This is a genomic window from Plantactinospora mayteni, assembly GCF_016862935.1.
Lineage (GTDB): Bacteria > Actinomycetota > Actinomycetes > Mycobacteriales > Micromonosporaceae > Plantactinospora > Plantactinospora mayteni.
In genome coordinates this window covers 100499-123822 of record NZ_BONX01000012.1, presented here as the reverse complement: position 1 = coordinate 123822, position 23324 = coordinate 100499, and the positions used below count along the sequence as shown (strand labels likewise).

Genomic DNA, 23324 nt, shown 5'->3' with positions numbered 1-23324 from the left:
GACACTGCACCACCGATCCGCCTCGTCGCGGAGATATTGCGCAGCTCTTGGGCGAGGTTGCGCTTGAACCGACTGTCGATCGGGGCTTAACGTCCCTCCTTGCCGATTATCCTATTTGCAGAACTAGAGCGTCATAGTTTGGTGAGTCTGGGTACGGCTTGAGCTCTCCTATCTTGTTCCAACCCCATTTGGCGTACGCTTTCTGGGCGGCGGTATTATCCTCGCGAACCAAAAGCGTCGCGCGTTCCTCGGATCGGTGAAGCAAAAGCTCCTTGTGTAGTGCATGGGCGATACCGTGGCGCTGCCAATCGGGGTGCACCATCAGTTCGCACAAGGCGAAGGTGCGCCGCCCGTCCTCTCGAATCAGGTCCGATTCCACTGGCGTCGTGAGGCCCTGCCACCATCGGGCGGCCTCGGGCAAGGTATATCCAAAGGCCAGTCCAACTGGATGTCCGTCGACCTGCCCCGCAACAATTTCGAAGTTAGGTGCCTTCAGGTAGCCGAGGACCCGCTCGATGAACCGCCCCGCGCTGTAGAAAGGATTGCCGATAACGTCGGCGTGTGTTGCTTCGTATATTGGGACAACGATTGTGTCAAGAATCTCCTCCGTGCTTTCTGCATCGTAATGAGAAAACGCAATCTCAGGTGTGTTGATCATGGCATCCCAATCGGCAGCGCCAACAGTTCATGTGCTTCAGAAACAGCCGGCAATTTCGCCGCGCTGGCCGGCACCACATCAAGTGCCAGTGCGGCTGTCCGGCGCACGAGTGCGTCCCGACGCAAGGGATCCGGAAGCGCGCCTACGATTCGAACCACGTGGCGGGCACCCTCGGATGGGTCGCCGGCGGCAATTAGACAGATGGCCCTGTGTAGTTCGATTTGAGTTGGACCCTGGTAGGCGCGAGGCGGGTACAGCGACAGCGCCGCGTCTTGCGCGCTTGTTGCGTCACTAGTGCGACCGGCACATGAATGTACGTGACTTTCGACGTGCCGTAGACGTTGTTCACTCCATCCCCATTGGGAGCGTCGGTCTGTGGTCGTATCCTGTGGTAGCTGGGCAAATAACGTGAACAGCTGGCGAAGTGCAGCTCGGGCTTCGTCGTGTCGGCCCAATAGGGCTAATGCTTGAGTGCGAGCCGCCTGGCCACTCACTGTGCCCGCACACACGATTCCCTGCGAGGCGCCAACTGCTTCGTCGGCAAGTGCGAGGACAGTTGATGCAGAGCGCTGGTCATATAGTGCGTACACCGCACGTCGGCCTCGTATCAATGATTGAAGGTTGCGGTCTGCTGTGCTGTCAACGGCACGTATCGCTGTGCGCCAGTAGCGCCTTGCCGGCTGCGCGTTATCGAGATTGAGAAGGGTGATCGCGATGAGTGCGCTCAGTTGACCACAAACGCGTGCCAGGCCGACACGCAAATCTCCGGAGGCCCTCAACAATCGTGCCTGTACCTCGTCTAGATCCGCTACGAGTTCGGGAAGCACACGCTCAGGCGACAGCAGGCCGACCTCGTGTGCGTGTTCGAATGCAACTCGCTCCCACTCGTCAACGTCTGCGTTGGTGGTGTCGGAATCCATTTCTCTATCGACGCCACGCCGGAGCGACTCCAAGCGGTCGGCAAGTGGTCCTGCCGCACCGCTCAGCGTGCCAGCCGCTCCTGCAAGACCGTACAGAACCGCGCGACGATTCACCGAACTATCCTCATCTCTGGGTCTGGGAGGACATCCGCAACTTTGGTTCATCTCGGGTGGGTCGCCCGTGACGACGTTTGCGGCGGTGGCGCCAGCGAGTGCCGAGAAGCTTGATCGTCTCACGTCGTCCACCATCGGCGGCGAGGGAAGCTCAGCGATAGCGCCTCGTATCGCCCGTTGATACAGATCGACGGTGGCCGGCGTGACCGGCCGCTTCCCGGATTCGATACGCGAGAGGTGGCCTGCGGACAGGTCTCCGAGCCGTGCGACCTCGGCGAGCGTGAGGTTTGCGGCGCGTCTCGCGTGACGTAGCTGTGGCCCAGTCCGCATCTTTACTCCGGTTGCCGCACGTTTGTTGCCGCATGGGTTCGACTCCCGAGCGTATGTGTTCTGCCTACAGAGTGAAAGCACGCGCCCCTGCCCAGAACAGAAGCGGAGGCGCCCACGTGGTGGCGCTTGGAACTGGAGCCGTGGCGCCGCCCTCGTCCCCTTACGCCGACGGGAGGCAAGACGTGAAGCATGCTCACAAGGTCAAGTCCCGGCACCGCCGGGCGTGGTGGCGCCTATGGCGCTACTGCCGGTGCGGCCACCGCTGGATCTGCCCGGACTCGGTCGAACTGCTGCCGAGGCCCGATCGTCCATCCGTTCCGCCGCTGACGCAACGGGACTGTTGGTCCAGCCCTCGGGAGACTCCCATGGACCTGACCGAGGCGGAACGGGCCGAGATTCTCGCCCTGTCGGACGCTCCACCGCCGAGCCGTCCCCGGGCGAGCAACCGGCGGCCTCGGTGGGATGCACCCACCAGCTCACACCTGAACAACGGCAGGGCAGGCACGCTGACCCCGGCCCAGGAACACCGCTCCCGGCTCGACGCGCGAGCGTGACGCGTGATCGGGCCATCGGCACGATGGGAGCGGTTCGCAGCGCGGCGACGCGCCAGAGCGGCCGGAGTCGCTGAACACGAGCCCGATGAGCGCTACAACTGCCAGAAGTGCGAGTACACCCCCTGGCCCTGTTCGGAGGCCCGTACGAGGCTTCTCAAGAGCTTCGGAGGCGATCGCATGGCTCTGATGACGTACCTCGGAGTGCACCTCACCCGCGCGTTGCAGGCACTACCCGACACGCATCCCGCGCTGATCGTCGGCCAGATCGTTCACTGGGTTCCCCGCCGCCGACACTGACTTTCCACTCATCACCCGATGGTGACCCGCCCCGGACTGTCTCCCCGGTCCGGGGCGGGTTGCTTTCTGGGAACGCCTACTGCCCCCGGTCGTCCGGGTCGGGCTGGCGGTCGCCGGAGCGGGAGGGCTCGGTCCGGCTGCCGTGCCAGTCCAGGCAGACCACCACGGCGTCGTCGATCAGGTCGCTGCCGACGAACGCCCGCAGGTCGCCGAGGAGTGACCGTACCGCCTCGAGCGGTGCCATCGACCTGGTCCGCCGGACGGAGCGGTAGAGCGCGGTGTCGCCGTACCGGGCGGTGCGGGAACTCGCGTCGAGGACTCCGTCGCTGACCACGAAGAGCCGGTCGCCGTGGGACAACCGGAAACTCTGCGACTGGTAGATGGTGCCGTCGAACATGCCGAGCGGGAACTGGTCGTCCAGCGGCTGTTCGAGTATCTCGCCCTCGCGCAGCACGAGCAGCCGGGGCGAGCCGGCGTCCACCGCTGTCACCACTCCGCTGTGCAGGTCCAGCTCCAGCAGCAGCGCGGAGAGGTGCTGGATGCCCTGGTGGTAGGCGTAGATCGCCTGGTCGGCCAGGGCCGCCTGGTCGGCGAGGTCGAGACCGGCCCGGCGGGCGTTGCGCAGCGCGTTGGTGCCGAGACAGGTGAGCATCGAGGCGGTCACCCCCTCGCCCATGCCGTTGACGGTGGAGAGCCAGAGCCGCTGGCCGTCGTCGGCCCAGTCGAAGCTGTCGCCGCGCACCGCGTACGCCGGTTCGAGCTGGCCGGCCAGGCTGAACGAGGGACGGATCCGGCTCCGGCCGGGCAGCAACTCCCACTGCATCTCGGCGGCCAGGGTCAGTCGGCGGGTCCGGGCGCCGACCGCGTACTTGTCGGTGCCGGGCCGCACCGCGACCAGCTCGTGCGCCAGCGCGGTGGCGACCTGCGCCAACTCGTCGCGCCGGTCCGGGTCCCCGGGCGCGGGCGTGAGCCGGAGTACGCCGAGCCGCTCGCCGCGCATCGTGACCGGGAGATACAGCGCCTCGTCCTGGAGCACCTCGGTCTGGTGGTCGAAGCACCGCCAGGCCGGGGTGCCGGCCCCGACCACCGGATCGCCACCGTGCAGCGGCACCAGGGCGGCCAACCGGTAGTCGACCTGGAGCAGTTCGGTCTCCACCATCCCGTACGCCCTGGTCAGCTCCGTGCCGAGCCGCTCGACGACGAGATCCGCCGGAGCCTCGGCCAGGGTACGGCGGATGTCGGCCATTCGGCCCGTCATCTGCGGTCCGCCGCTGGCGAGGGCGTACCGGCGTACGGTTCCGGGTGATCCGGACGGGCTGTGCGGGCGCGCACCGATGCGGTCGGCCGCGTGGCGGCGGTAGTGTCAGGATCACCATGGTTGACTCCGGCGGTCCTGGCGGACCGGATCCGACCCTCGCCACCGCGGTGGACAATGCCGCGGCGGCGCTGCTGTCGGTCTGGGACGCCGCCCGGGAGCGGACGAGCGGGCGCCTGTCCAGCTCCCAGTTGCGGGCCCTGATGGTGGTCGAGCAGTTCGACGGGATCAACCTCCGGGGACTGGCCGGGATCCTCGGCATGCTGCTCTCCTCGGCCAGCCGGCTCTGCGACCGGCTCGTAGCGGCCGGGCTGCTCGAACGCGAGCCGGGCCGGGCGGATCGCCGGGAGATCTCCCTGCATCTCACCACGGTCGGTCAGAAGCTGCTCGTCGAGGTCCGCGCCGACCGTCGGGAGCGGTTGGCCGAGACGCTCGCCGGGATGAGTCCCGCCGGCCGGCAGGCGCTGCTGCGTGGGCTCGTCGAGTTCGACCGGGCGTTCCGGGCCAACATCGCGCCGACCGAACGATCGGCCTGAGCGGGCCGTCGGCCGTCCGTCGGCGCTGTCCGGACGCGGGGCGGCGGGAAGGTCCGCAGCCCGTCGTCCGGGTTGTCGAGGTGTGCACATCGGCGCTGGCACTCCTGTCGCCACAGAATGGACCCTCCTGCCACCTCCCCCTGCGGTCCGTCGTGGCCGCAGGTGGAAGTCGGGGCGCATGCGCCGCGCTGTCCAGGTTGCCGAAGGTCCAATGGTTGATGGTCGGAATAGTTGTCCGGGGGCAACAATAGCGAGCGGCGTCCGGCCCCGGCGCCGCGGTCGCCCCGGTTGCCGTGGCCGATCCCATGGTGCCTGTGCGGGGCAGGCTCGGCGGGGCCGAACGGGTAACGAGTGGCCCGGTCGGGCGGACGTCCGGGCAGCACCCCCGCAGGTTGCTGGGTCGGGCGGACGTCCGAGCGGCACCCGCGGATGGCTCGGTTGGGCGGACGTCCGGGCAGCACCCCCGCGGGTTGATCGGTCGGGCGGACGTCGGGGCAGCGCCCGCGGGTGGCTACCGGCCGGCGCGACCGAGCCACCGGGCGGGCTGCTCCAGCACCGTACGGACGACCGAGCCGGCGGCGCCGAGCGCGGCGGCGTCCCCGCCGAGCAGGGCGGCCCGGACGGTCACCGGGGACCAGGCGGCGGTCAGTACCCGCCGGCGGATCTCGGCCTCCACCGTCGGGGCCAGCCAGCGGGCCAGCGGCGCGTAGACGCCGCCGAGCACCACCGTGTCCACGTCCAGCAGGTTGATCACCCCGGCGACGGCGACCCCGAGCGCGGTGGCCGCCTCGACCAGTGCCCGTTCGGCGACCGGATCCTCCCGGGTGGCCGCCTCGACCAGCCGGCCGATCGCCACGCCCGGAGCCGGGACCGGAGCCGGGACCGCCGGTCGCCGTGGAGCGGGGCCGGTCCCTTCGTCGGGTGATGCGGGGTCGACGGTGGGTGGGTCGGTCAGGCGGGCGGCGGCCAGGATGGCTTCCTGACCGGCGTACTGCTCAAGGCAGCCGCGACCGCCGCACCGACAGGGCCGGCCCTCCGGGTGTACCGGCACGTGGCCGAGTTCGCCGCTCCAGCCCCGGGCGCCCCGGAACAGGGTCCCGTGCAGCACGATCCCGGCGCCGATGCCGACCTCGCCGGAGATGTAGATGAAGTTGGCGGAGTCGGGCGGGCCGGCGTGCAGTTCGCCGAGCGCGGCGAGGTTGGCCTCGTTGTCCACTCCCAACCCGCGTCCGCCGAGTACCGGATGCCCGCCGAGCAGCGCCGGAACGTCCACGTCCCGCCAGCCGAGGTTCGGTGCGAGCCGGACCAGCCCGGTGGCGGTGACCAGGCCGGGCACCGCGAGCGCCGTACCGGCCAGCGCCAGGTCCTGCCGGTCCGCCTCGGCTCCCGCCTCGGTGATCAGCTCGCCGACCAGCGCCAGGGCCTCGGCGGGGGGTACCAGCCGGAGGTCGACCCGGCGCACCGTGCGGTGTCGTACCGTCCCGGCGAGGTCGACCAGGACGGCGGCGAGGTAGTCGACGTTGATCTCCAGGCCGAGTCCGGCCGGCCCGTGCCCGGCGAGGGTGAGGCCGACCGCGGGCCGACCGGCGCCGGACCGGGGGGTCGGGGCGACCTCGGTGAGCAGCCGTCCGGTGATCAGGTCGTCGACCAGCGCGGAGACGGTGGCCCGGGTCAGGCCGGTCGCGGTGGCCAGGTCGGCCCGGGACGGTGGACGCCCGGCGGCGGCGATCTGCCGCAGCACCAGGGCCAGGTTGTGCTCGCGCAGGCTCGCCTGGCGGACGGCGGTTACCGCCGCGCCGACCGGCACCGCCGCGGGTTGCGCCACGGTATTGACAATGCCATACGGTGCTCAAATAATTCAACCGATAAACAAATCGGCCGGGTTGCCGGAGCGTCAACCCGGGATTTCACACCTGTGCCCCTCACCTCGACGTCGAGTCGGTTCCCCTGGAGGTCAGCCATGGCAGCCCAACCAACCCCAGCCGACAAGTTCTCCTTCGGCCTCTGGACCGTGGGCTGGACCGCCCGGGATCCGTTCGGGGAAGCCACCCGGGAGGCCCTCGACCCGGTCGAGGCGGTCAACCGGCTCGCCGAGCTGGGCGCGTACGGGATCACCTTCCACGACGACGACCTGATCCCGTTCGGCTCCGACGACACCGCCCGGGAGCAGCACATCTCCCGGTTCCGCAAGGCGCTGGAGGAGACCGGTCTGGTGGTGCCGATGGTCACCACCAACCTCTTCACCCACCCGGTCTTCAAGGACGGCGGCTTCACCAGCAACGACCGGGACGTACGCCGGTTCGCGCTGCGCAAGGTGCTGCGCAACATCGACCTCGCCGCCGAGCTGGGCGCGCAGACCTTCGTGATGTGGGGCGGCCGGGAAGGCGCGGAGTACGACGCCGCCAAGGACATCCGGGCGGCGCTGGACCGCTACCGCGAGGCGGTCGACCTGCTCGCCGAGTACGTCATCGACCGGGGGTACGGGCTGAAGTTCGCGATCGAGCCGAAGCCGAACGAGCCGCGCGGCGACATCCTGCTGCCGACGGTCGGGCACGCGCTCGCCTTCATCAACGAGCTGGCGCACCCGGAGCTGGTCGGGCTGAACCCCGAGGTCGGGCACGAGCAGATGGCCGGGCTCAACTACATGCACGGGATCGCGCAGGCACTCTGGGCCGGCAAGCTCTTCCACCTGGACCTGAACGGGCAGCGCGGGATCAAGTACGACCAGGATCTCGTCTTCGGGCACGGTGACCTGCTGAACTCGTTCGCCCTGGTGGACCTGCTGGAGAACGGTGGGCCGCAGGGCGGACCGGCGTACACCGGGCCCCGGCACTTCGACTACAAGCCGTCGCGTACCGAGGACTACACCGGGGTGTGGGCGTCGGCGGCGGCGAACATGCGGACGTACCTGCTGCTCAAGGAGCGGGCGGCGGCGTTCCGGGCCGATCCGGAGGTACGGGAGGCGCTGGCGGCGAGCAAGGTGGGTGAGTTGTCGACGCCTACCTTGAACCCGGGGGAGACGTACGCGGAGTTGCTTGCCGATCGGAGTGCGTTCGAGGAGCTGGACGTCGACGCGGTGGCGGCGCGGGGATTTGGGTTCGTGCGGTTGAACCAGCTTGCGGTGGAGCATCTGCTCGGGGCTCGTTGAGTTCCTTGCCCACTGCCTGAGGTCTTGCTCGCTGTCCGCGGGGGTGGGGGTTTCGGGTTTGCCCGCTGTGCGTCGTGGCTGGGGTTGGGGGCCGGATCACCCGCTCTGGGCGGTCAGGCTTGATCCCGACGCGGGCGATCCGGCCCCCAACCCCTGACCTGGTCGGGGTGCGGGACCAGGCTCGCGCTCCGATGTGGGTACGCCTATGGGTACGACCAACTTTCCGATGTTGACCTGCGACAGCCGGTTGAGGCCGGGACTGCGACAACGTTGACGTGAGCCCAGAAGGAGGGCGGGAGATGGCGCTCGTTGCCGGGGTCGACTCGTCGACCCAGTCGTGCAAGGTGGTGATCCGGGACGCCGAGACCGGGGCGCTGGTCCGCAGTGGCCGGGCGGCGCATCCGGACGGGACCGAGGTCGATCCCCGAGCCTGGTGGGACGCGTTGCGATCGGCGATCGGCGAGGCCGGTGGGCTCGACGACGTGGCGGCGGTGGCGGTTGCCGGGCAGCAGCACGGGATGGTCTGCCTCGACGAGGCGGGTGAGGTCGTCCGGCCCGCGCTGCTCTGGAACGACACCCGGTCGGCGGGGGCGGCGGACGAGCTGGTCGAGGAGCTGGGCGGCGGCGAGGCCGGGCGGCGGGCCTGGGCGGCGGCGGTCGGCAGCGTGCCGGTGGCAAGCTTTACCGTCACCAAGTTGCGCTGGCTGGCCCGGCACGAGCCGGAGAACGCGGCGCGGGTGGCGGCGGTCTGCCTGCCACACGACTGGTTGACCTGGCGGCTGGCTGGCGCGGCCGGGCTGGCCGCGCTGCGTACCGACCGGGGGGACGCGAGCGGGACCGGATACTGGTCACCGGCGACCGGTGAGTACCGGATCGATCTGCTGGAGCGGGCGTTCGGGCGGGCGCTGGCGGTGCCGACCGTGCTGGGGCCGGCGGAGGTGGCCGGGCGGTTGCCGGGCGGGGCGGTGTTGGGGCCGGGGACCGGGGACAACGCGGCGGCGGCGCTGGGGGTCGGTGCGGTCGCGGGTGACGTGGTCGTCTCGATCGGTACCTCGGGCACGGTGTTCAGCGTCGCGGACACTCCGGCGGCGGACCCGTCGGGTGCGGTGGCCGGCTTCGCGGATGCGACCGGGCGGTTCCTGCCGCTGGTCTGCACCCTGAACGCGGCCCGGGTGCTGGACGCGGCGGCGGCGATGCTGGGCGTCGGGCTCGACGAGCTGGCCAAGCTGGCGTTGAACACGCCGGCCGGTGCGGACGGGCTGGTGATGGTGCCCTACCTGGAGGGTGAGCGGACCCCGAACCGGCCGCTGGCGACGGGTGCGGTGCACGGGCTGACCCTGCGGACGTCGACGCCGGGGCACCTGGCCCGGGCCGCCGTGGAGGGCATGCTCTGCGCCCTGGCGGACGGGTTGGACGCGCTGCTCGCCGAGGGGGCGACGGTGAACCGGATCATCCTGGTGGGTGGCGGGGCCCGCTCCGAGGCGGTACGCCGGATCGCCCCGGAGGTCTTCGGGTGCCCGGTGCTGGTGCCGGAGCCGGGGGAGTACGTCGCCGACGGGGCAGCCCGGCAGGCCGCCTGGGTCGTCCGGGGTGGAGCGGAGCCGCCCGCCTGGTCGGCCGGTGAGTCCCAGGAGTACGTCGGCAGTGCCGTCCCGCAGATCCGGGAGCAGTACGCCCGGGCCCGTGACCTGGTCCTGGACCGGCCGGCGGACTAGCGGGCGGCTCCGCGAGGCTCCGCGAGGCTCCGCGAGGCTTCGACACCGAGTGGCAGGCGGTGCCGGAGCGCCAACCGCAGACACGGTGGGTAGTCGGATGGCGGCGAGGTGTGTAGCTTCCTTACGGGCTGGTGAAACTGTCCGAGGAGGCACTGATGGAGGAGACCGAACGCGTCCGGCGCGCGGCGGTGTGCCGGGACGCATTCGAGTTGTTGCTGACCGGAGAGCCGGAGTCGGCCGCCGCGCAGCTCAAGGGGCTCACGGAGGCGGCGCCCGGCGCCCCGTACCGGACCGAGGCGGCGTTCCTCCTCGCGTTGGCGAAGGCGGTGCCGTACACGCACCGGCAGTTGGAGGGCGGCGCGGAGGCGCTGCGGATCGCCGCCGAGGGGGACCATCCGATCTACACCCCGGCGGCGAAGCTGCTGCTCGCCGGGCACGCCACCCGGGTCGAGGACTACGAGTTGGCGAACCGGTTCTGGAACCAGCTCGCCGGGCCGTACCGGCTCGGGTACAGCGCGGTGGCGTGGTTCCACATCGCACTCAACCACGAGCGGGCCGGCGAGCCCGACCGGGCCCGCGACGCCATGGCGAAGGCGCGGGCCACCAGCGATCCGCAGTACGCCCCGAAGGCGATGAGCTGGATGATCACCTACTACAACGACCGGGGCCGGCACGACCGGGTGGAGGCGCTGGCCGAGATCGCGTTCGACTTTCCGGACGATCCACTGGGGCTGGACCGGTACATGCAGCGGAACCAGCACGCGGTGATCGGCCGGCAGAAGCTGCTCGACCTGGCCGAGCCGGCCGGGGTACTGGCCGGGGCCCAGATACTCGCCCTGGCCAACGGCGTCGAGTACGACCCGCTGCCGATCGCGCTCGCGGGCGACCTCCAGTTCCAGCCCACCCCGATGGCCGGGGTCGACCTACCCTGGTTCGAGCCGTACCTGCGGCACCAGCCCGGTACCGATGCGCTCTTCACCGCGGCGCACCAGGCGCTCGCGTACGCCGACTACGTCTGCACCCAGGCCGCGATCCAGTACCTGGAGCGGAACAACGGGCCGGCGAACACCTTCCGCAACATGGTGCAGTACCCCAGCAGGTTCCCGTGGGGGCCGGTGATGCACGAGAGCATCCGGCAGCGCATGCTCAACGTGCTGAACGCGCCCGACCACTTCATCCCGACCGACTGGGCGACCGTGCACGACCCCGAGTGACCACCCGACCGTGCACGACCCCGAGTGACCGCCCGATCGGGCCGGCGGGGTCCGACCTGGACTGACTGGCGGTGGTCGCCGGGGTACCCGTGCGGGGTGGCCATCTGGAATTCTCGCTCTCGTGCGAAGGGCTTCCTGGCGGTGGAATCCGGCGGAACGGCGGGTGTGGGCGGCGTTCGGCCGGGGGGCCGAGGTCGACCTGCGCGGCACGACCTATCCGGTCCGGGCGGAGTTGCTGGTGGAGTTGCTCGCCGGCGGCGGTGACCGGGCGGGCTCCCGGGCCGGGCTGCGGTTGCGGTCGGCCCGGATCGTCGGCCGGCTCGACCTGCGGCACGCCGAGATCACCGTGCCGGTCTCGATCGGCGGGTGCACCTTCACCGACGTACCCGAGTTGACCGAGGCCCGGGCGGTCAACCTGGTCCTCACCGACTGCGCCCTGCCCGGACTTCGGGCCCGGCTGCTCGACCTGCGCGGCGATCTGGCGCTGCTGCACTGTGTCGTCACCGGCCCGATCGACCTGCGAGATGCCCAGGTCGGTGGCACGGTCACCCTGAACGGCTCGCGGCTGTCCGATCGGGCCGAGCCGAGCGGCGATCCGGTCTTCCCGCCGATCGACCCTGGTACGGCCCTGGCGGCGGGTCGGCTGACCGTGACCGGCAACCTGCACGCCCGGCAGGGTTTCGTCGCCGAGGGTCAGGTCTGGCTCGGTGGTGCCAAGGTCGGCGGCAACCTCGATCTCGACGGCGCCACCCTGCGGCATCCGACCGGGGCGGCGCTGAGTGCCGACCGGCTGACCGTGGCCGGCAGCCTCACCGCCCGGTACGGCTTCACCGCCGAGGGCGACGTACTGCTCATCCATGCCCAGGTCGGCAACCAGCTCAACTTCCACAACGCCGTACTCCGTGGGGCGGGAATGTTCACCCTGCATCTCGGTGGTGCCCGGGCCGGCAGCGTCTGGCTGACCTTCGCCGAGCGGCCGACCGGGCGGGTCCGGCTCTCCGGTCTACAGGCCGACTCGATCTTCGACGATCCGGCGACCTGGCCGGCGGAACTCGATCTGATCGGCTGCACCTACCGGCTGCTGATCGCCCGTGCGCCGTCCGCACCGCACGCGCCGTCGCCACCGGTGCCGGTCACCGTGCGGCAGCGGCTGGACTGGCTGCGGCGCAGTCCCGACGGCTACACCCCGCAGCCGTACGAGCAACTCGCCGAGCAGTACCGGCGGGGTGGGCAGGAGGCGGAGGCCCGCCGGGTACTGCTGGAGCGGCAGCGGCGACGGCGGGCCACCCTGCGGGTTCCGGGGCGGCTCTTCGGCTGTCTGGTCGACGCCCTGGTCGGGTACGGCTATCGCACCTGGCTGGCCGGCATCTGGCTGGTCGGCTTCTGGGCACTGGGTACGCTCAGCTTCGCCCTGGACCCGTCGGTGGCCCGTAACCCGGCCGAGGCGCCGGAGCGGAACGCCGCGCTCCAGGCCCTCGACCTGCTGCTGCCGATTGTCAACCTCGGGCACGACAACGCCTGGAAACCGAGCGGTGGCACGGAATACGTGGCCGCGCTGCTGGTCCTGGCCGGTTGGGTGCTCACCACGGCAGTCGTCGCCGGCCTGACCCGCACGCTCAACCGCTGAGCCAGTGCCGGCCGGAACGGGCCGGCGCGGACCGGCGCGGGCCGGAACGGCCCGGCGGGGCTGGCGGCGCTGGCAGGAACACCGGCCGGGAACGGCACTGCGGGGCTGGCGGTGCTGCCGGGAACACCGGCGGGGGAACGGCATGGCCGGCGGAGACGAAGATCGTTTTACCGGGCGGAAATCGATCCGTATCGTAGCGTCAACATCAAGACCTTGTGCTTCCGAGATCCCCCTCGCGTCCGGGTGTCCGTGGGCCGCCCGGGCGTGGCGTCATGGAAGGGCGTGCAGGTGCATCAATCCGCTGTGCATCAATCCGCTGTGCCGATCCGGCCGCGATCCGCGTTCCGGCCTGTCGTTCTCGCCACCGTCCTGGTCGGCATCGCCGCACTGGTGGCCACCTCGCTCGGCGTCCCGTCCGAGGCGACCGGGCGGCACCGGCCGTTCCCGCTCGACCTGGAACGGGCCGGCATCCCGCAGATCCGTGAGGCGCTGGCCGCCCGACGGATCAGCTCGGAGGAACTCGTCCAGGCATACCTGGAGCGGATCCGGACGCTGAACACCAACGGCCCGGGCCTGAACGCCGTCCGGGTGGTCGCCCGGGACGCGCTCGCGCAGGCGAAGCGGGCCGACCAGGAGCGCGGCAAGGGCCGGGCGAAGGGGCCGATGCACGGCATCCCGGTGCTGATCAAGGACAACATCGACCTGTCCGGGCTGCCGACCACCGCCGGGGCGATGGCGCTGGAGAACTCGTACCCGGCGAAGGACGCCTTCCTGGTCACCCGGCTGAAGGCGGCCGGGGCGATCATCCTGGGCAAGACCAACCTGACCGAGTTCGCCAACTTCACCACCAACGGGATGCCGTCCGGCTACAGCGGACTCGGCGGCCAGGTGCTCAACCCGTACGACGTCAGCCAGACCCCGAGCGGGTCCAGTTCGGGTTCCGGCTCGGCCGCCGCGGCGGCACTGGCCACGGTCACCATCGGTACCGAGACCTCCGGCTCGATCCTCAGCCCGTCGGCGGCGAACTCGCTGGTCGGGGTGAAGCCGACGGTGGGGCTGGTCAGTCGGACCGGGGTGGTGCCGATCGCCGCCAGCCAGGACACCGCCGGCCCGATGACCCGGACCGTCTACGACGCCGCCGCGCTGCTCAGCGCGTTGACCGGGATCGACCCGGAGGACCCGGTCACGGAGACCAGCGCGGGCGTGGTCGGCACCGACTACACCCGGGCGCTCTCGACGACCGCGTTGCGGGGTAAGCGGATCGGTGTCGCCAGCAACCCGACCGGCAACCAGGGGGTGCTGTTCACCGAGGCGCTGGACGTGCTGCGGGCCCGGGGCGCCACGGTCGTGCCGGTCACCGTCAACACCGGCGGGCTGCCGCCGAGCATCCTGACCTACGAGTTCAAGCGGGACCTGAACGCCTACCTGGCCCGGCTGCCCCGCAACGCCCCGATGGAGACCCTGGACGACGTGGTGAAGTGGAACCTCGCGCACGTCGACGAGGGCACGGTCAAGTTCGGCCAGACCCAGCTCGCCGCCTCCAACGAGGTCGACCTGACCGATCCGGTGGCCAAGGCGGCGTACGAGTCCAACCGGGACACCGGGATCGCCGGGGCACGGGAGCGGATCGACTCGACACTGGCCGCCGAGAACCTGGACGCGATCGTCTTCGTCGGCAGCGGGTCGGCCGGGATCGGCGCGCGGGCGCAGTATCCGTCGGTCGCGGTCCCGATCGGGTACGACCCGGCGAACGGTCGCCCGGTCGGGATGTCCTTCCTGGGTACCGCCTACACCGAGGCCCAGTTGCTGGCCTTCGCGTACGACTACGAGCAGGCGTCGCTGAAGTGGCGACCGCCGTCTCAGGTCAACCCGTCGCTGTTCCGCTGCGCCGACTTCGGTGACCGCGACCCGAGCTGCGCACCATGACGTCCACGCCGCATCGTTCTGGCGCCGCCTGAGGCGGCACTGCTGGTGTGGACCCCGACGCGGATCCCTGCGTGTGCTCCTACTACCCCCAGCGGGGTAGTAGGAGCACACGATCGGCGGGTGCCAGGTGGGACGGGGCGGCTCGGTACGACGGTTCGGCGTTGTGGGGAGTGGGTAGCAGCAGTCGGGACAGCCAAGCATCCCCCCACGAGGAGGCGTGTCATGGGTATCGGCACCAGCATCTTCCTGATCGCGCTCGGTGCGATCCTCAGCTTCGCTCTGAACGTCACCATCGGCGGCCTGGACCTGGACGTGGTCGGCTGGATCCTGATGGCGGCCGGCGTACTGGGTCTGATCATGACCATGGTGATCTGGAACAACCGGCGCCGCTCGGTGGTGACCACGGCCGAGCCGACCGAGTACCGCCAGGTCACCACCACCGAGCCGACCGAGTATCGCCGGGTCGAGGAGCGCCGCGACGTCCTGCCGCCCCGGTGACGAACCGTCCGGCGCCGTCCCGCTGGCGCGAGAGGTGACGGGCCGGCTGGGGTGTGGTTCGGTGGCTGGGGGCACCGGGCGCACACCCCACCCCAGCCGGCTACTCGGATAGCGCCGCCGGCCCGGTACGCGTCACGCGCTGGACGTAGCGTCGCCGGGTCATCGACCGTCGGTGGTCCCGGCGGCCCTCGCGGCGGGCGCGGCGGCGCGTGCTCCCGCCGCCGACGGCCGGCGGGCCACCGGCCGGGCGCGTGGTCGCGTCGGTTCCGGCTGACCGCGCCAGCTACGGATCAGCAGCGCGAGCCGTTCCGGGCGTTCCTGGTCGCTCACCACCCAACAGATGGCGCCCACCGCCATCGCACCGACCGCGAGGAGCGCGAGCAGCACCGACCAGTCCACTATCGACAGGCCGGCCACGACCCCGCCGCCGGCCACGACCGTGCCGGTCCGGCGCAGTGGCACAGCTACTCCGCCTCGACCCGCGTCTGCCGCAGCGCGCGGCGGAGCGCGAACATCGACAGCAGTAGCCGGGTGGCGTAGCCGAGCTGGTGCAGGCCGTGCAGCCTGCTCAGTTCGGCCCGGAACTCCTCCTGGTAACGGGGGCGTTCCCCGGCCGGCAGGGCCTGTACGACGAGGCCGATCAGGCGCATCGCGGCGGCGCCGGTCCGGGCGGCGATCCGTCGGCGGACCACACCGGGCAGTGCCGGCGGCGGAATCGGGGCGGCCACGGCTGCGGCAGCCGCCGGCCGCGCGGCCTCGAAAGCCCGGACGGCCCGGACGGCCTCGTTGCCGAGCCGCCATCCCCGCAGGTAGTTGCTGGTGTTGGTGGCGATGGCCGATGCCTCCCGGACGGCCGGGACGAGGGGCTGGTCCGCCCATGGCGCGTAGGGGCCGGGGTCGAGGCCCGGAATCCGGCGCGGCAGCGGCCAGTCCGACGTCGTGCGGTGCGGCTGCGGGCCGGTCCGGGGGCCGCCGGCAGCGCGCAGGCCGGCGAGGACCCGCAGTACCACCTCGTCGGCGGTGTCGGCGTGTCGCAGGGCGTTGCCGACCGTAATCTCGTACGCCTCCGGCGGCTGCCCCGGCCCGGTCACGACTGCCCTCCGGCGAGTCCCGGCCGGAGCGCGCCGAGCCTGGCGACCCGGGCGTCCGCCTGAGTCAGTGCCCGGTGGGCCTGGACGGCCCCGTCCGAGGTGAGGGAGTAGTAACGCCGGCGTGGGCGACCGGCCTCGTGCGGGTCCAGATCCTCCCAGCGGGAGCGGAGCCAACCGAGACTCTCCAACCGAGCCAGGATGGGATGGATGGTGCCGCTGGCCAGCCCGGCTGCGGCGCAGAGTTCCAGCCCATAGAACTCGCGCGACGGGTGCTCCAGCAGGGTACGCAGCACCGCCCGGGTGGGCAGTGTCATCCGGGGATCAGGCATAGTCGTACTCTACCAAGCCCTAGCTAGAGTTCAACCTAGTGTTTCGGCGGGTACCCCACCCGACGGCACCGTCATCCCGCCGTTACCTGATCCTGGTTGAGTGCCGGACATGACGATCGGTGGCCAGCGAGTCGCCCGAGGTGGGGGCCCGATCCACCGGTTCTACAGCGTCGCCGTCTTCGTCGTGCTCGCCTCGCTGGACAACGTGGCCATCGGGCTGGTGCCACCGCTCTACGGCTCCATCGCCCCGGCCCTCGACGTCGGAATCGGCGCGGTCGGTGCGGTCACCGCGACGAGTTTCCTGGTCAGCGCGGTGGCCGCGGTCGGCTGGGCGTACGTCGGGGACCGGGCCAACCGCAAGCCGCTGCTCATGCTCGGCACCCTGCTCTGGGCCGCCGGGACGGCCGGCAGCGCGCTCGCCCCGACCTACCTGGCGTTCTTCGGCGCGCAACTGCTGGCCGCGATCGGGCTCGGCGCGGTCGGCGCGGTCGGCTTCTCCGTGGTCACCGACCTGGTCAGCCCACGCCGCCGGGGCGTGGTACTCAGCTTCTGGGGGCTCTCCCAGGGCATCGGCACCCTGGCCGGCACCCTGGCCGGCGGCGTACTCGGCGCGCAGGACTGGCGCCGCCCGTTCCTGCTGCTCAGCGTCGCCGGCCTGGTGGCGACCGCGGCCTACCTGTTCACCTACGACATCCGGCGCGGCCAGAGCGAGCCGGAGTTGACCGACGCGCTGGCGGTCGGCGGGGACTACGACTACCGGATCAGCCGGGCCGACCTGCCGGTGATCCTGCGAGGCTGGACGAACCGGTGGCTGATCCTCCAGGGGCTCACCGCGCAGGTGGCCTTCGGCTCGCTGGTCTGGCTGCCGGCGCTGTTCCGGGAACGGGCCGAGGCCCAGGGCTACTCGTCGGCCACCGCCACGGTGGTGGGCAGCATCTTCGCCGTACTGTTCCAGCTCGGTGGGGTGCTCTCGATCGTCGGCGGGCTGGTCGGCGACGCCGCGCAACGGCGTACCCCCCGGGGCCGGGCCCTGGTCGCGGCGGTCGGGGTGCTGGCCGCGGTGCCGTTCTACGCGGTGCTCTTCTTCGTGCCGATCCGGATCGAGGTGCCGGACGGCGCCGGTGCCGGCGCGGTGGCCGCAGCGGTGCTCGGCAGCGTCCTCACCGAGCCGACGGTCGGGCTCAGCCTGCTCACCGCCCTGCTCGCGCTCGGCCTCACCTCGGCCAACTCACCGAACTGGTTCGCGCTGATCGCCGATGTCAACCCGCCGGAACACCGGGGTACGGTCTACAGCCTCGGCAATCTGGTCAACGGGGTGGGCCGGGCGGCCGGCAACGGGCTGATCGGGGTGGCCGCCGCAGCGCTCCGCTCGGCGTTCCCGCCACCGCTGAACTTCGCCGTCGGGCTCGCCGCCTTCCAGCTCTTCTTCATCCCCACCGGGATCATGTACTGGCTCGCCTCGCGCAGCGCCCCCGGGGACATCCGGCAGGTGCACAAGCTGCTCACCGCACGGGCCGAGGAGGTGGCCCCGGACGGCGCCGGGCCGGCCGGGGATCCCCGCCCGGCCGGCCCGGTCCGCTGACTACCGGTTGTACTCGCCGTAGTAGAAGCCGATCGGATGCCGGCTGTCCCACTGGAACGTGCAGTCGCTCTTGTACCGCCAGTCGTTCAGCCCCCGGTGGATGTAGCACGCGTCCGAGCTGGAGAACGGACCGTACTCGACGTACATCATCGGGCTGACGGAGGCGGTGTTCCGGGCGTCGGTGGCGGCGCTGGCCGGCGAGGTGGCCGCGAGGCCGCCCAGCACGAGGCCGCCGGCCAGGGCAGCGGTCAGGGCGATCCGGCGCAGTCGGGTGATCATGTGTTTCCCCCCAGGTCCCACGGGTGTGTCGACCGCTCCAGTAGACCTTCGCCGGCTGTCAGACCGCTTTCACCGCCCAATCACCTTCACCGCCCGGTAACTTTCACCGCTCAGTCATCCTCGCCGCTCAGTGATCTTCGCCGCGCCCGGTCTCCTCGTGCCCGGTCTCCTCGGCGACCCGGAGCCAGACCGTGACGTCGGTCGGTACCCGCCCGTCGGCGTCGAGCGGGCCGCTGGCGTGCACCAGTTCGGCGCCCGCCGGCAACTCGGCCGGGTCGGCGCCGAAGTTGGTCAGCACCCGCAACTCGCCGTTGCGGAAGGAGAGCACGTCGTCCGGGCTGGTCAGCCAGTACACCGTGCCGGAGCCGAGCCGCAGTTCCCGGCGCAGCCGCAGGCTGGTCCGGTACAGCTCGTACGTCGAGCCGGCGACCCCGCGCTGCCGGTCCGGGGCGTACTCGGCCCAGAGCGGGGGCTGCGGCAACCAGCTCGCGTCCCCCGGCCCGAAGCCGTACGACGGGGCGTCCGCCTCCCACGGGATCGGCACCCGGCAGCCGTCCCGGCCCCGCTGGGCGTGCTCGCTCCGCTCCCAGGTCGGATCCTGCCGGGCCTCGTCCGGCAGCGTGGTGTGCTCCGGCAGTCCCAGCTCCTCGCCCTGGTAGAGGTAGGCCGAGCCGGGCAGCGAGAGCATCAGCAGGGTGGCCGCCCGGGCCCGGCGCAGCCCGACGACGGCGTCCGGCTGCGGATCGTCGACGCCGATGCCCCGGGGACGGGGCGTGCCGACCGGCAGCCCGAGCCGGCTGGCGTGCCGCAGTACGTCGTGGTTGGAGAGCACCCAGGTGGTGGGGGCGCCGACCGCCTCGTTCGCGGCCAGCGAACGGGTGATCACCGCGTACTGGATCGGGGCGGTCCAGGCCGCCTCCAGGTATTCGAAGTTGAAGGCCTGGTGCATCTCGTCCGGCCGGACGTACGCGGCCAGCCGCTCGGCCGGCTGCACCCACGCCTCGGCGACCAGGATCCGTTCGCCCGGATACCCGTCCAGCACCCGCCGCCAGTCCTGGTAGATCTCGTGTACCCCGTCCTGGTCCCACATCGGCGGCCGGGGCCCCTCGATGCCCTCGCCGGTGACCGGCTCCACCGGCGGATGGAAGTCGGCCAGGTCGGCCTGCTTGACCAGCCCGTGCGCCACGTCGACCCGGAACCCGTCCACGCCCCGGTCCAGCCAGAACCGCAGGATGTCGCGGAACTCGGCGCGTACCTCGGGGAGGTCCCAGTTCAGGTCCGGCTGGCCACGGTCGAAGAGGTGCAGATACCACTGCCCGGCACTGCCGTCCGGCTCGGTGACCCGGGTCCAGGCCGGGCCGCCGAAGACGCTCTGCCAGTCGTTCGGCGGTTCGGTGCCGGCCGGGCCGCGACCGTCCCGGAAGATGTAGCGCTGCCGCTCCGGGCTGCCGGGCCGGGCCGCCAGCGCGGTGGTGAACCACGGATGCGCCGAGGAGGTGTGGTTGGGCACGAGGTCGACGATGAACCGCAGGCCCCGGGCCCGGGTCTCGGCGACCAGCCGGTCGAGGTCCGCCAGGGTGCCGAAGAGCGGGTCCACGCCACGGTAGTCGGCCACGTCGTAGCCGGCGTCCGCCTGCGGCGACGGATAGAACGGCGACAGCCACACCGCGTCCACGCCCAACTCGACCAGGTGGTCCAGCCGGGCGGTGATCCCGGGCAGGTCGCCGACGCCGTCACCGTCCGAGTCGGCGAACGAGCGCGGATAGATCTGGTAGATGACCGCGTGCCGCCACCACGGTCCGACCTCGGTCGACCCGTTGCCGGGGGCCGGCGGGGCGGCGGCTTCGGTGCCAGGGGACGTCGTCTCGGTGCTGTTCAGGGTGCTCTCCCATCGGTCGTGACCCGCGCGGGCCCGGGGTACGAGTCCGGTCGGTCGAGGTCCAGTCTTCCCGATGATCGAGGCTCAGTCCTCCCGAGGCGGACCGGTCGAATCGCGTAGCACGAGTCGGGTGGGCAGGACCACCGGGGCCGACTCCTCCCCGGTCCGGGTCCGGCCGGCCAGCGGGCCCAGCAGCGTACCGGCGGCGAGCCGGCCCTGCTCGGCCGCGGGCTGGGCCACGGTGGTCAGGCCGAACGCGCCGGCCAGGTCGTGGTCGTCGACGCCGATCACGCTGACCTGCTGCGGCACCCGCAGCCCGGCCGTTCGCAGCGCGTTCAGCACCCCCATCGCCACCTCGTCACAGCTCGCGAAGATCGCCGTGGGCAGCTCGCCCCGGGCGATCAGCCGTTCGGTGGCCGCGCGGCCACCGGCGGCGTCCGCCCGGGCCGCGATGCCGAGCCGGGGGTCGGGGCCGAGCCCGGCGCCGTCGAGCGCCTCCCGGTAGCCGCGGTGCCGCTCCAGATGGGCGGGATGCGAGTACTCGTCGACCGGCTCGCCCCAGACGCAGGCGATCCGCCGGTGCCCGAGGCTCAGCAGGTGCTCGGTGGCGGCCCGGCCGGCGGCCCGGTCGTCGATCCGGATGCTCGGCCAGCCCGGTACCACCGTTCCGGAGCCGACCGTGACGCCCGGCAGCGCCAGGCTGGCGATGGTGGCCCGGTCGTCGGCGCGCATCGGCGTCGCCACCAGCATCACCGCGTCGACCCGCTTGGGCAGGTTGGACTTGTGCAGCAGGCGCGTCCGGGCCTGCTCCCGGCCGCCGATGTTGTAGAGCAGCAGGTCGTAGCCGGCGGTGTGCAGGACCTCCTCGGCGGCCTGCACCACGGCGCCGACGAACCAGGTGGCGATCCGGGGGACGATCACCGCTACGGTGCCGGTCTTGCCACCGGCCAGCCGGGAGGCGCTGGGCGACACGGTGTAGTCGAGTTGCTCGGCGGCGCGCAGTACCCGGGTCCGAGTCGTCTCGGAGACCGTCGGCAGCCCGCGCAGTGCCCGGGAGACGGTGGCGGTGGAGACCCCCGCCAACCGGGCCACATCGTCGATTGTGGTCACAGTGCCATCCTGATCCGGCCGTACCGCCGGTGACGACTGCCCGGCCCGGGTCCCGACTGCCGGGCGGTGGAGCCCGCCCGGCAGTCGTCGGCCCGTTACGGCCGGTCAACCCTTGACGCCGCCGGCGAGCAGGCCACGCACGAAGAAGCGCTGGAGGGACAGGAACACGATCAGCGGTACGACGATCGAGATGAACGCGCCGGAGGTGAGCCGCTGCCACTCGTTGGCCCGGGTACCGGCCAGCTCGGCCAGACGTACGGTCAGCGGTGCCGTCTCGCTGCCGCCACCGGCGAAGATCAGCGCCACCAGCAGGTCGTTCCAGACCCAGAGGAACTGGAAGATGCCGAACGCGGCCAGCGCCGGCACGATCAGCGGCAGCACGATGGAGCGGAAGATCTTCGGGTGGGTGGCGCCGTCCACCCGGGCCGCCTCCATCAGGTCCTTCGGAAGCTGCGAGATGAAGTTGTGCAGCAGGAAGACGGCGACCGGCAGCGCGAAGCAGGTGTGTGCGAACCAGACCTGGACGAACTTCTCCTCATCGTCGAGGTTCCACGCCGGCATCAGCTCGATGCCGCCCAGGCTGACCCCCTCGGAGAAGAAGCTGAGCAGGGGTACCAGGGCCATCTGCAACGGCACGATCTGCAACGCGAAGACGGCGATGTAGATCCAGTCCCGCCCCTTGAAGTTCATCCACGCCAGCGCGTACGCGGCCAGCGCGGCGAAGGCCAGTGGGAAGAGCACCGACGGGATCGTGATCACCAGGGAGTTGATGAAGTAGCCGGCGAGCTGCCCGGAGGAGGCCGAGCGGCCGAAGAGCACCTCCTGGTAGTTCTGGAGGGTGAACTGGGGATTGCTGAAGGCGGTCCACCAGCCGGTGGTCTTGATCTCGTCCTCTGGCCGGAACGACGAGACGAAGAGCCCGAAGGTGGGCACCGTCCAGAGCACCGCGATCAGGATCGAGGCGCCGGTCGCGATCGGGCTGTTGAGCCGACGGCGTACCCGGGCGGCCCGGGTGACCGGCGGGCCCGGCACGGATTCCGTGCCGGCCGGCGCAGGAGGAGTGGTGGTGGTCATCATCTCATACCTCCCGCTGCTTGCGCAGGCTGCGGACCTGGTAGATCACGATCGGGATCACCAGGACGAAGAGGAAGACGGCCAGCGCCGACCCCTGCCCGGTCTGGCCGAACCGGAACGCCTGGTTGTACATCTCGTTGGCGATCACGCCGGTGTCGAAGTTGCCGTTGGTGGTGGTCCGGACGATGTCGAAGACCTTGAGGGTGGCGATCGAGACGGTCACCACCACGACGATCAGGGCCGGCCGGATGCTCGGCAGGGTGATCTGCCAGAACATCTGCCAGGGGTTCACCCCGTCCAGCCGGGCCGCCTCGACGACGTCGTTCGGGATCGCCTTGATCGCGGCCGAGAGCACCACCATGGCGAAGCCGGCCTGGATCCAGATCATGATCACGATCAACAGCAGGGTGTTCAGTGGTGGGTTGTTGAGCCACTGCTGCGGCTCGCCGCCGACCATCACCCAGACCTGGTTGAGCAGGCCGATCTGGTCGTATTCGCCGGAGCGGTAGGCGTAGACGAACTTCCAGATGATGCTGGCGCCGACGAACGAGATCGCCATCGGCATGAAGATCAGGGCCTTGGCCGCCGACTCGAACCGGGCCCGGTCGACCAGGACGGCGTAGACCAGCCCGATGGTGGTGGCCACCAGCGGCACCAGGACCACCCAGATCAGGGTGTTGGTGAGGATGCCGAGGATCTCGTCCTGGGCGAACATCCACTTGTAGTTGGCCAGCCCGACCCAGTTGTCGCTGCCACCGTCCATGAAGGACAGGACGGTGGTCCGGACGGCCGGTACGACCAGGCCGATCGCGAGCAGCAGCAGGGTGGGCAGCAGGAAGAAGAGCGCGAGTACGCCCTCCGGGCGGTTCACCACCGAACGGCGGCGCGGCCGGGGGCCGGCGGCGACCGCCGAGCCCTCGGCCGAGGCCGCGACCAGCGCCGCCTCGCGGCGCCGGGCGAACCAGTTGGGTACGACGTCAAGCAGCACGAGCAGTCCGCCGACCACGACCGCGAAGGCGATCAGGCCGTAGAGCAGCATGAGCAGCTTCGGTGCCTCGTCGGCGAACTCCATCAGCGCCTCCAAGCCGGAACGAACGGGAAGCCGACGGTCCGGCCCGCTGCGGCGCG

Annotated in this window: 21 protein-coding genes; 9 read left to right on the top strand and 12 right to left on the bottom strand. The window is 71.1% G+C overall.

Translation table 11 applies throughout. The features are described from left to right. Window positions 1-106: 106 nt before the first annotated feature. Together Pma05_RS11625 and Pma05_RS43970 are read right to left on the bottom strand one after the other, a co-directional pair. A complete protein-coding gene (locus Pma05_RS11625; protein ID WP_203857359.1) occupies window positions 107-658 on the bottom strand; it encodes a GNAT family N-acetyltransferase in 552 nt (183 codons plus the stop codon). Next, the gene (locus Pma05_RS43970) at window positions 655-2022 is read right to left on the bottom strand and encodes a helix-turn-helix domain-containing protein (RefSeq protein WP_203857358.1); all 1368 of its coding nucleotides are present in this window, start codon (window positions 2020-2022) and stop codon (window positions 655-657) included. The genes Pma05_RS11625 and Pma05_RS43970 overlap by 4 nt, the downstream gene beginning before the upstream one ends. A 365-nt stretch (window positions 2023-2387) precedes the next feature. Between Pma05_RS43970 and Pma05_RS11615 the strand changes: the two genes are divergently transcribed. Next, window positions 2388-2576 carry a hypothetical protein gene (locus tag Pma05_RS11615; protein WP_203857357.1) on the top strand — a complete coding sequence of 63 codons (189 nt, stop codon included), beginning with the start codon at window positions 2388-2390 and terminating at the stop codon, window positions 2574-2576. A gap of 373 nt (window positions 2577-2949) precedes the next feature. Here Pma05_RS11615 and Pma05_RS11610 read toward each other — a convergent pair whose 3' ends face one another. Continuing rightward, window positions 2950-4131 (bottom strand): PP2C family protein-serine/threonine phosphatase, encoded by a 1182-nt coding sequence (locus tag Pma05_RS11610; RefSeq protein ID WP_203857356.1) that lies wholly within the window; start codon window positions 4129-4131, stop codon window positions 2950-2952. A gap of 116 nt (window positions 4132-4247) precedes the next feature. On the opposite strand from Pma05_RS11610, the gene Pma05_RS11605 reads away from it, so the two are divergent. Next, a complete protein-coding gene (locus tag Pma05_RS11605) occupies window positions 4248-4724 on the top strand; it encodes a MarR family winged helix-turn-helix transcriptional regulator (RefSeq protein WP_203857355.1) in 477 nt (158 codons plus the stop codon). A 511-nt stretch (window positions 4725-5235) separates the two neighbouring features. On the opposite strand, the gene Pma05_RS11600 is transcribed toward Pma05_RS11605, so the two are convergent. After that, window positions 5236-6549: an ROK family protein gene (locus Pma05_RS11600; protein WP_239312205.1), complete on the bottom strand. Its 1314-nt coding sequence runs from the start codon at window positions 6547-6549 to the stop codon at window positions 5236-5238. A gap of 135 nt (window positions 6550-6684) precedes the next feature. Between Pma05_RS11600 and xylA the strand changes: the two genes are divergently transcribed. The 6 genes from xylA (at window position 6685) to Pma05_RS11570 (ending at window position 14852) form a co-directional block, all read left to right on the top strand. Beyond that, on the top strand, window positions 6685-7872 hold the full coding sequence (gene xylA, locus Pma05_RS11595) for a xylose isomerase (RefSeq protein WP_203857354.1): 1188 nt from the start codon (window positions 6685-6687) through the stop codon (window positions 7870-7872). A gap of 299 nt (window positions 7873-8171) precedes the next feature. Continuing rightward, window positions 8172-9587, top strand: a complete 1416-nt coding sequence (gene xylB, locus Pma05_RS11590; protein ID WP_203857353.1) for a xylulokinase — start codon at window positions 8172-8174, stop codon at window positions 9585-9587. 155 nt (window positions 9588-9742) lie between these two features. Continuing rightward, on the top strand, window positions 9743-10801 hold the full coding sequence (locus Pma05_RS11585) for a hypothetical protein (RefSeq protein WP_203857352.1): 1059 nt from the start codon (window positions 9743-9745) through the stop codon (window positions 10799-10801). Window positions 10802-10922: 121 nt separating this feature from the next. Further along, complete coding sequence (locus Pma05_RS11580) at window positions 10923-12428, top strand: hypothetical protein (RefSeq protein ID WP_203857351.1); 1506 nt, start codon at window positions 10923-10925, stop codon at window positions 12426-12428. 303 nt (window positions 12429-12731) lie between these two features. Further along, complete coding sequence (locus Pma05_RS11575) at window positions 12732-14354, top strand: amidase family protein (protein ID WP_203857350.1); 1623 nt, start codon at window positions 12732-12734, stop codon at window positions 14352-14354. 222 nt (window positions 14355-14576) lie between these two features. Beyond that, window positions 14577-14852 (top strand): DUF6458 family protein, encoded by a 276-nt coding sequence (locus Pma05_RS11570; protein ID WP_203857349.1) that lies wholly within the window; start codon window positions 14577-14579, stop codon window positions 14850-14852. Window positions 14853-15011: 159 nt separating this feature from the next. Here the strand turns inward: Pma05_RS11570 and Pma05_RS11565 are convergent, their stop codons facing one another. Genes Pma05_RS11565 through Pma05_RS11555 form a run of 3 tightly spaced genes read right to left on the bottom strand, consistent with a single transcriptional unit; the run spans window position 15012 to window position 16272 of the window. After that, window positions 15012-15314 (bottom strand): hypothetical protein, encoded by a 303-nt coding sequence (locus Pma05_RS11565; protein ID WP_203857348.1) that lies wholly within the window; start codon window positions 15312-15314, stop codon window positions 15012-15014. A 2-nt stretch (window positions 15315-15316) separates the two neighbouring features. Beyond that, window positions 15317-15943, bottom strand: a complete 627-nt coding sequence (locus Pma05_RS11560) for a hypothetical protein (RefSeq protein WP_203857347.1) — start codon at window positions 15941-15943, stop codon at window positions 15317-15319. After that, on the bottom strand, window positions 15940-16272 hold the full coding sequence (locus Pma05_RS11555; RefSeq protein ID WP_239312202.1) for a PadR family transcriptional regulator: 333 nt from the start codon (window positions 16270-16272) through the stop codon (window positions 15940-15942). The genes Pma05_RS11560 and Pma05_RS11555 overlap by 4 nt, the downstream gene beginning before the upstream one ends. Before the next feature lie 109 nt (window positions 16273-16381). Between Pma05_RS11555 and Pma05_RS11550 the strand changes: the two genes are divergently transcribed. After that, window positions 16382-17854, top strand: a complete 1473-nt coding sequence (locus Pma05_RS11550) for an MFS transporter (protein ID WP_203857346.1) — start codon at window positions 16382-16384, stop codon at window positions 17852-17854. Here the strand turns inward: Pma05_RS11550 and Pma05_RS11545 are convergent, their stop codons facing one another. The 5 genes from Pma05_RS11545 to Pma05_RS11525 all read right to left on the bottom strand — a co-directional run bounded on the left by Pma05_RS11545 (window position 17855) and on the right by Pma05_RS11525 (window position 23268). Then, window positions 17855-18133 carry a hypothetical protein gene (locus Pma05_RS11545; RefSeq protein ID WP_203857345.1) on the bottom strand — a complete coding sequence of 93 codons (279 nt, stop codon included), beginning with the start codon at window positions 18131-18133 and terminating at the stop codon, window positions 17855-17857. A 127-nt stretch (window positions 18134-18260) separates the two neighbouring features. Continuing rightward, window positions 18261-19910 (bottom strand): glycoside hydrolase family 13 protein, encoded by a 1650-nt coding sequence (locus tag Pma05_RS11540; protein ID WP_203857552.1) that lies wholly within the window; start codon window positions 19908-19910, stop codon window positions 18261-18263. Window positions 19911-20096: 186 nt separating this feature from the next. After that, window positions 20097-21122, bottom strand: coding sequence for a LacI family DNA-binding transcriptional regulator (locus Pma05_RS11535; protein WP_203857344.1), 1026 nt, complete (start codon window positions 21120-21122; stop codon window positions 20097-20099). A 105-nt stretch (window positions 21123-21227) separates the two neighbouring features. Next, entirely contained in the window at window positions 21228-22199 is a 972-nt protein-coding gene (locus tag Pma05_RS11530) for a carbohydrate ABC transporter permease (protein WP_203857343.1), read from the bottom strand. Window position 22200: 1 nt separating this feature from the next. Then, a complete protein-coding gene (locus Pma05_RS11525; protein WP_203857342.1) occupies window positions 22201-23268 on the bottom strand; it encodes a carbohydrate ABC transporter permease in 1068 nt (355 codons plus the stop codon). Window positions 23269-23324 lie beyond the last annotated feature (56 nt).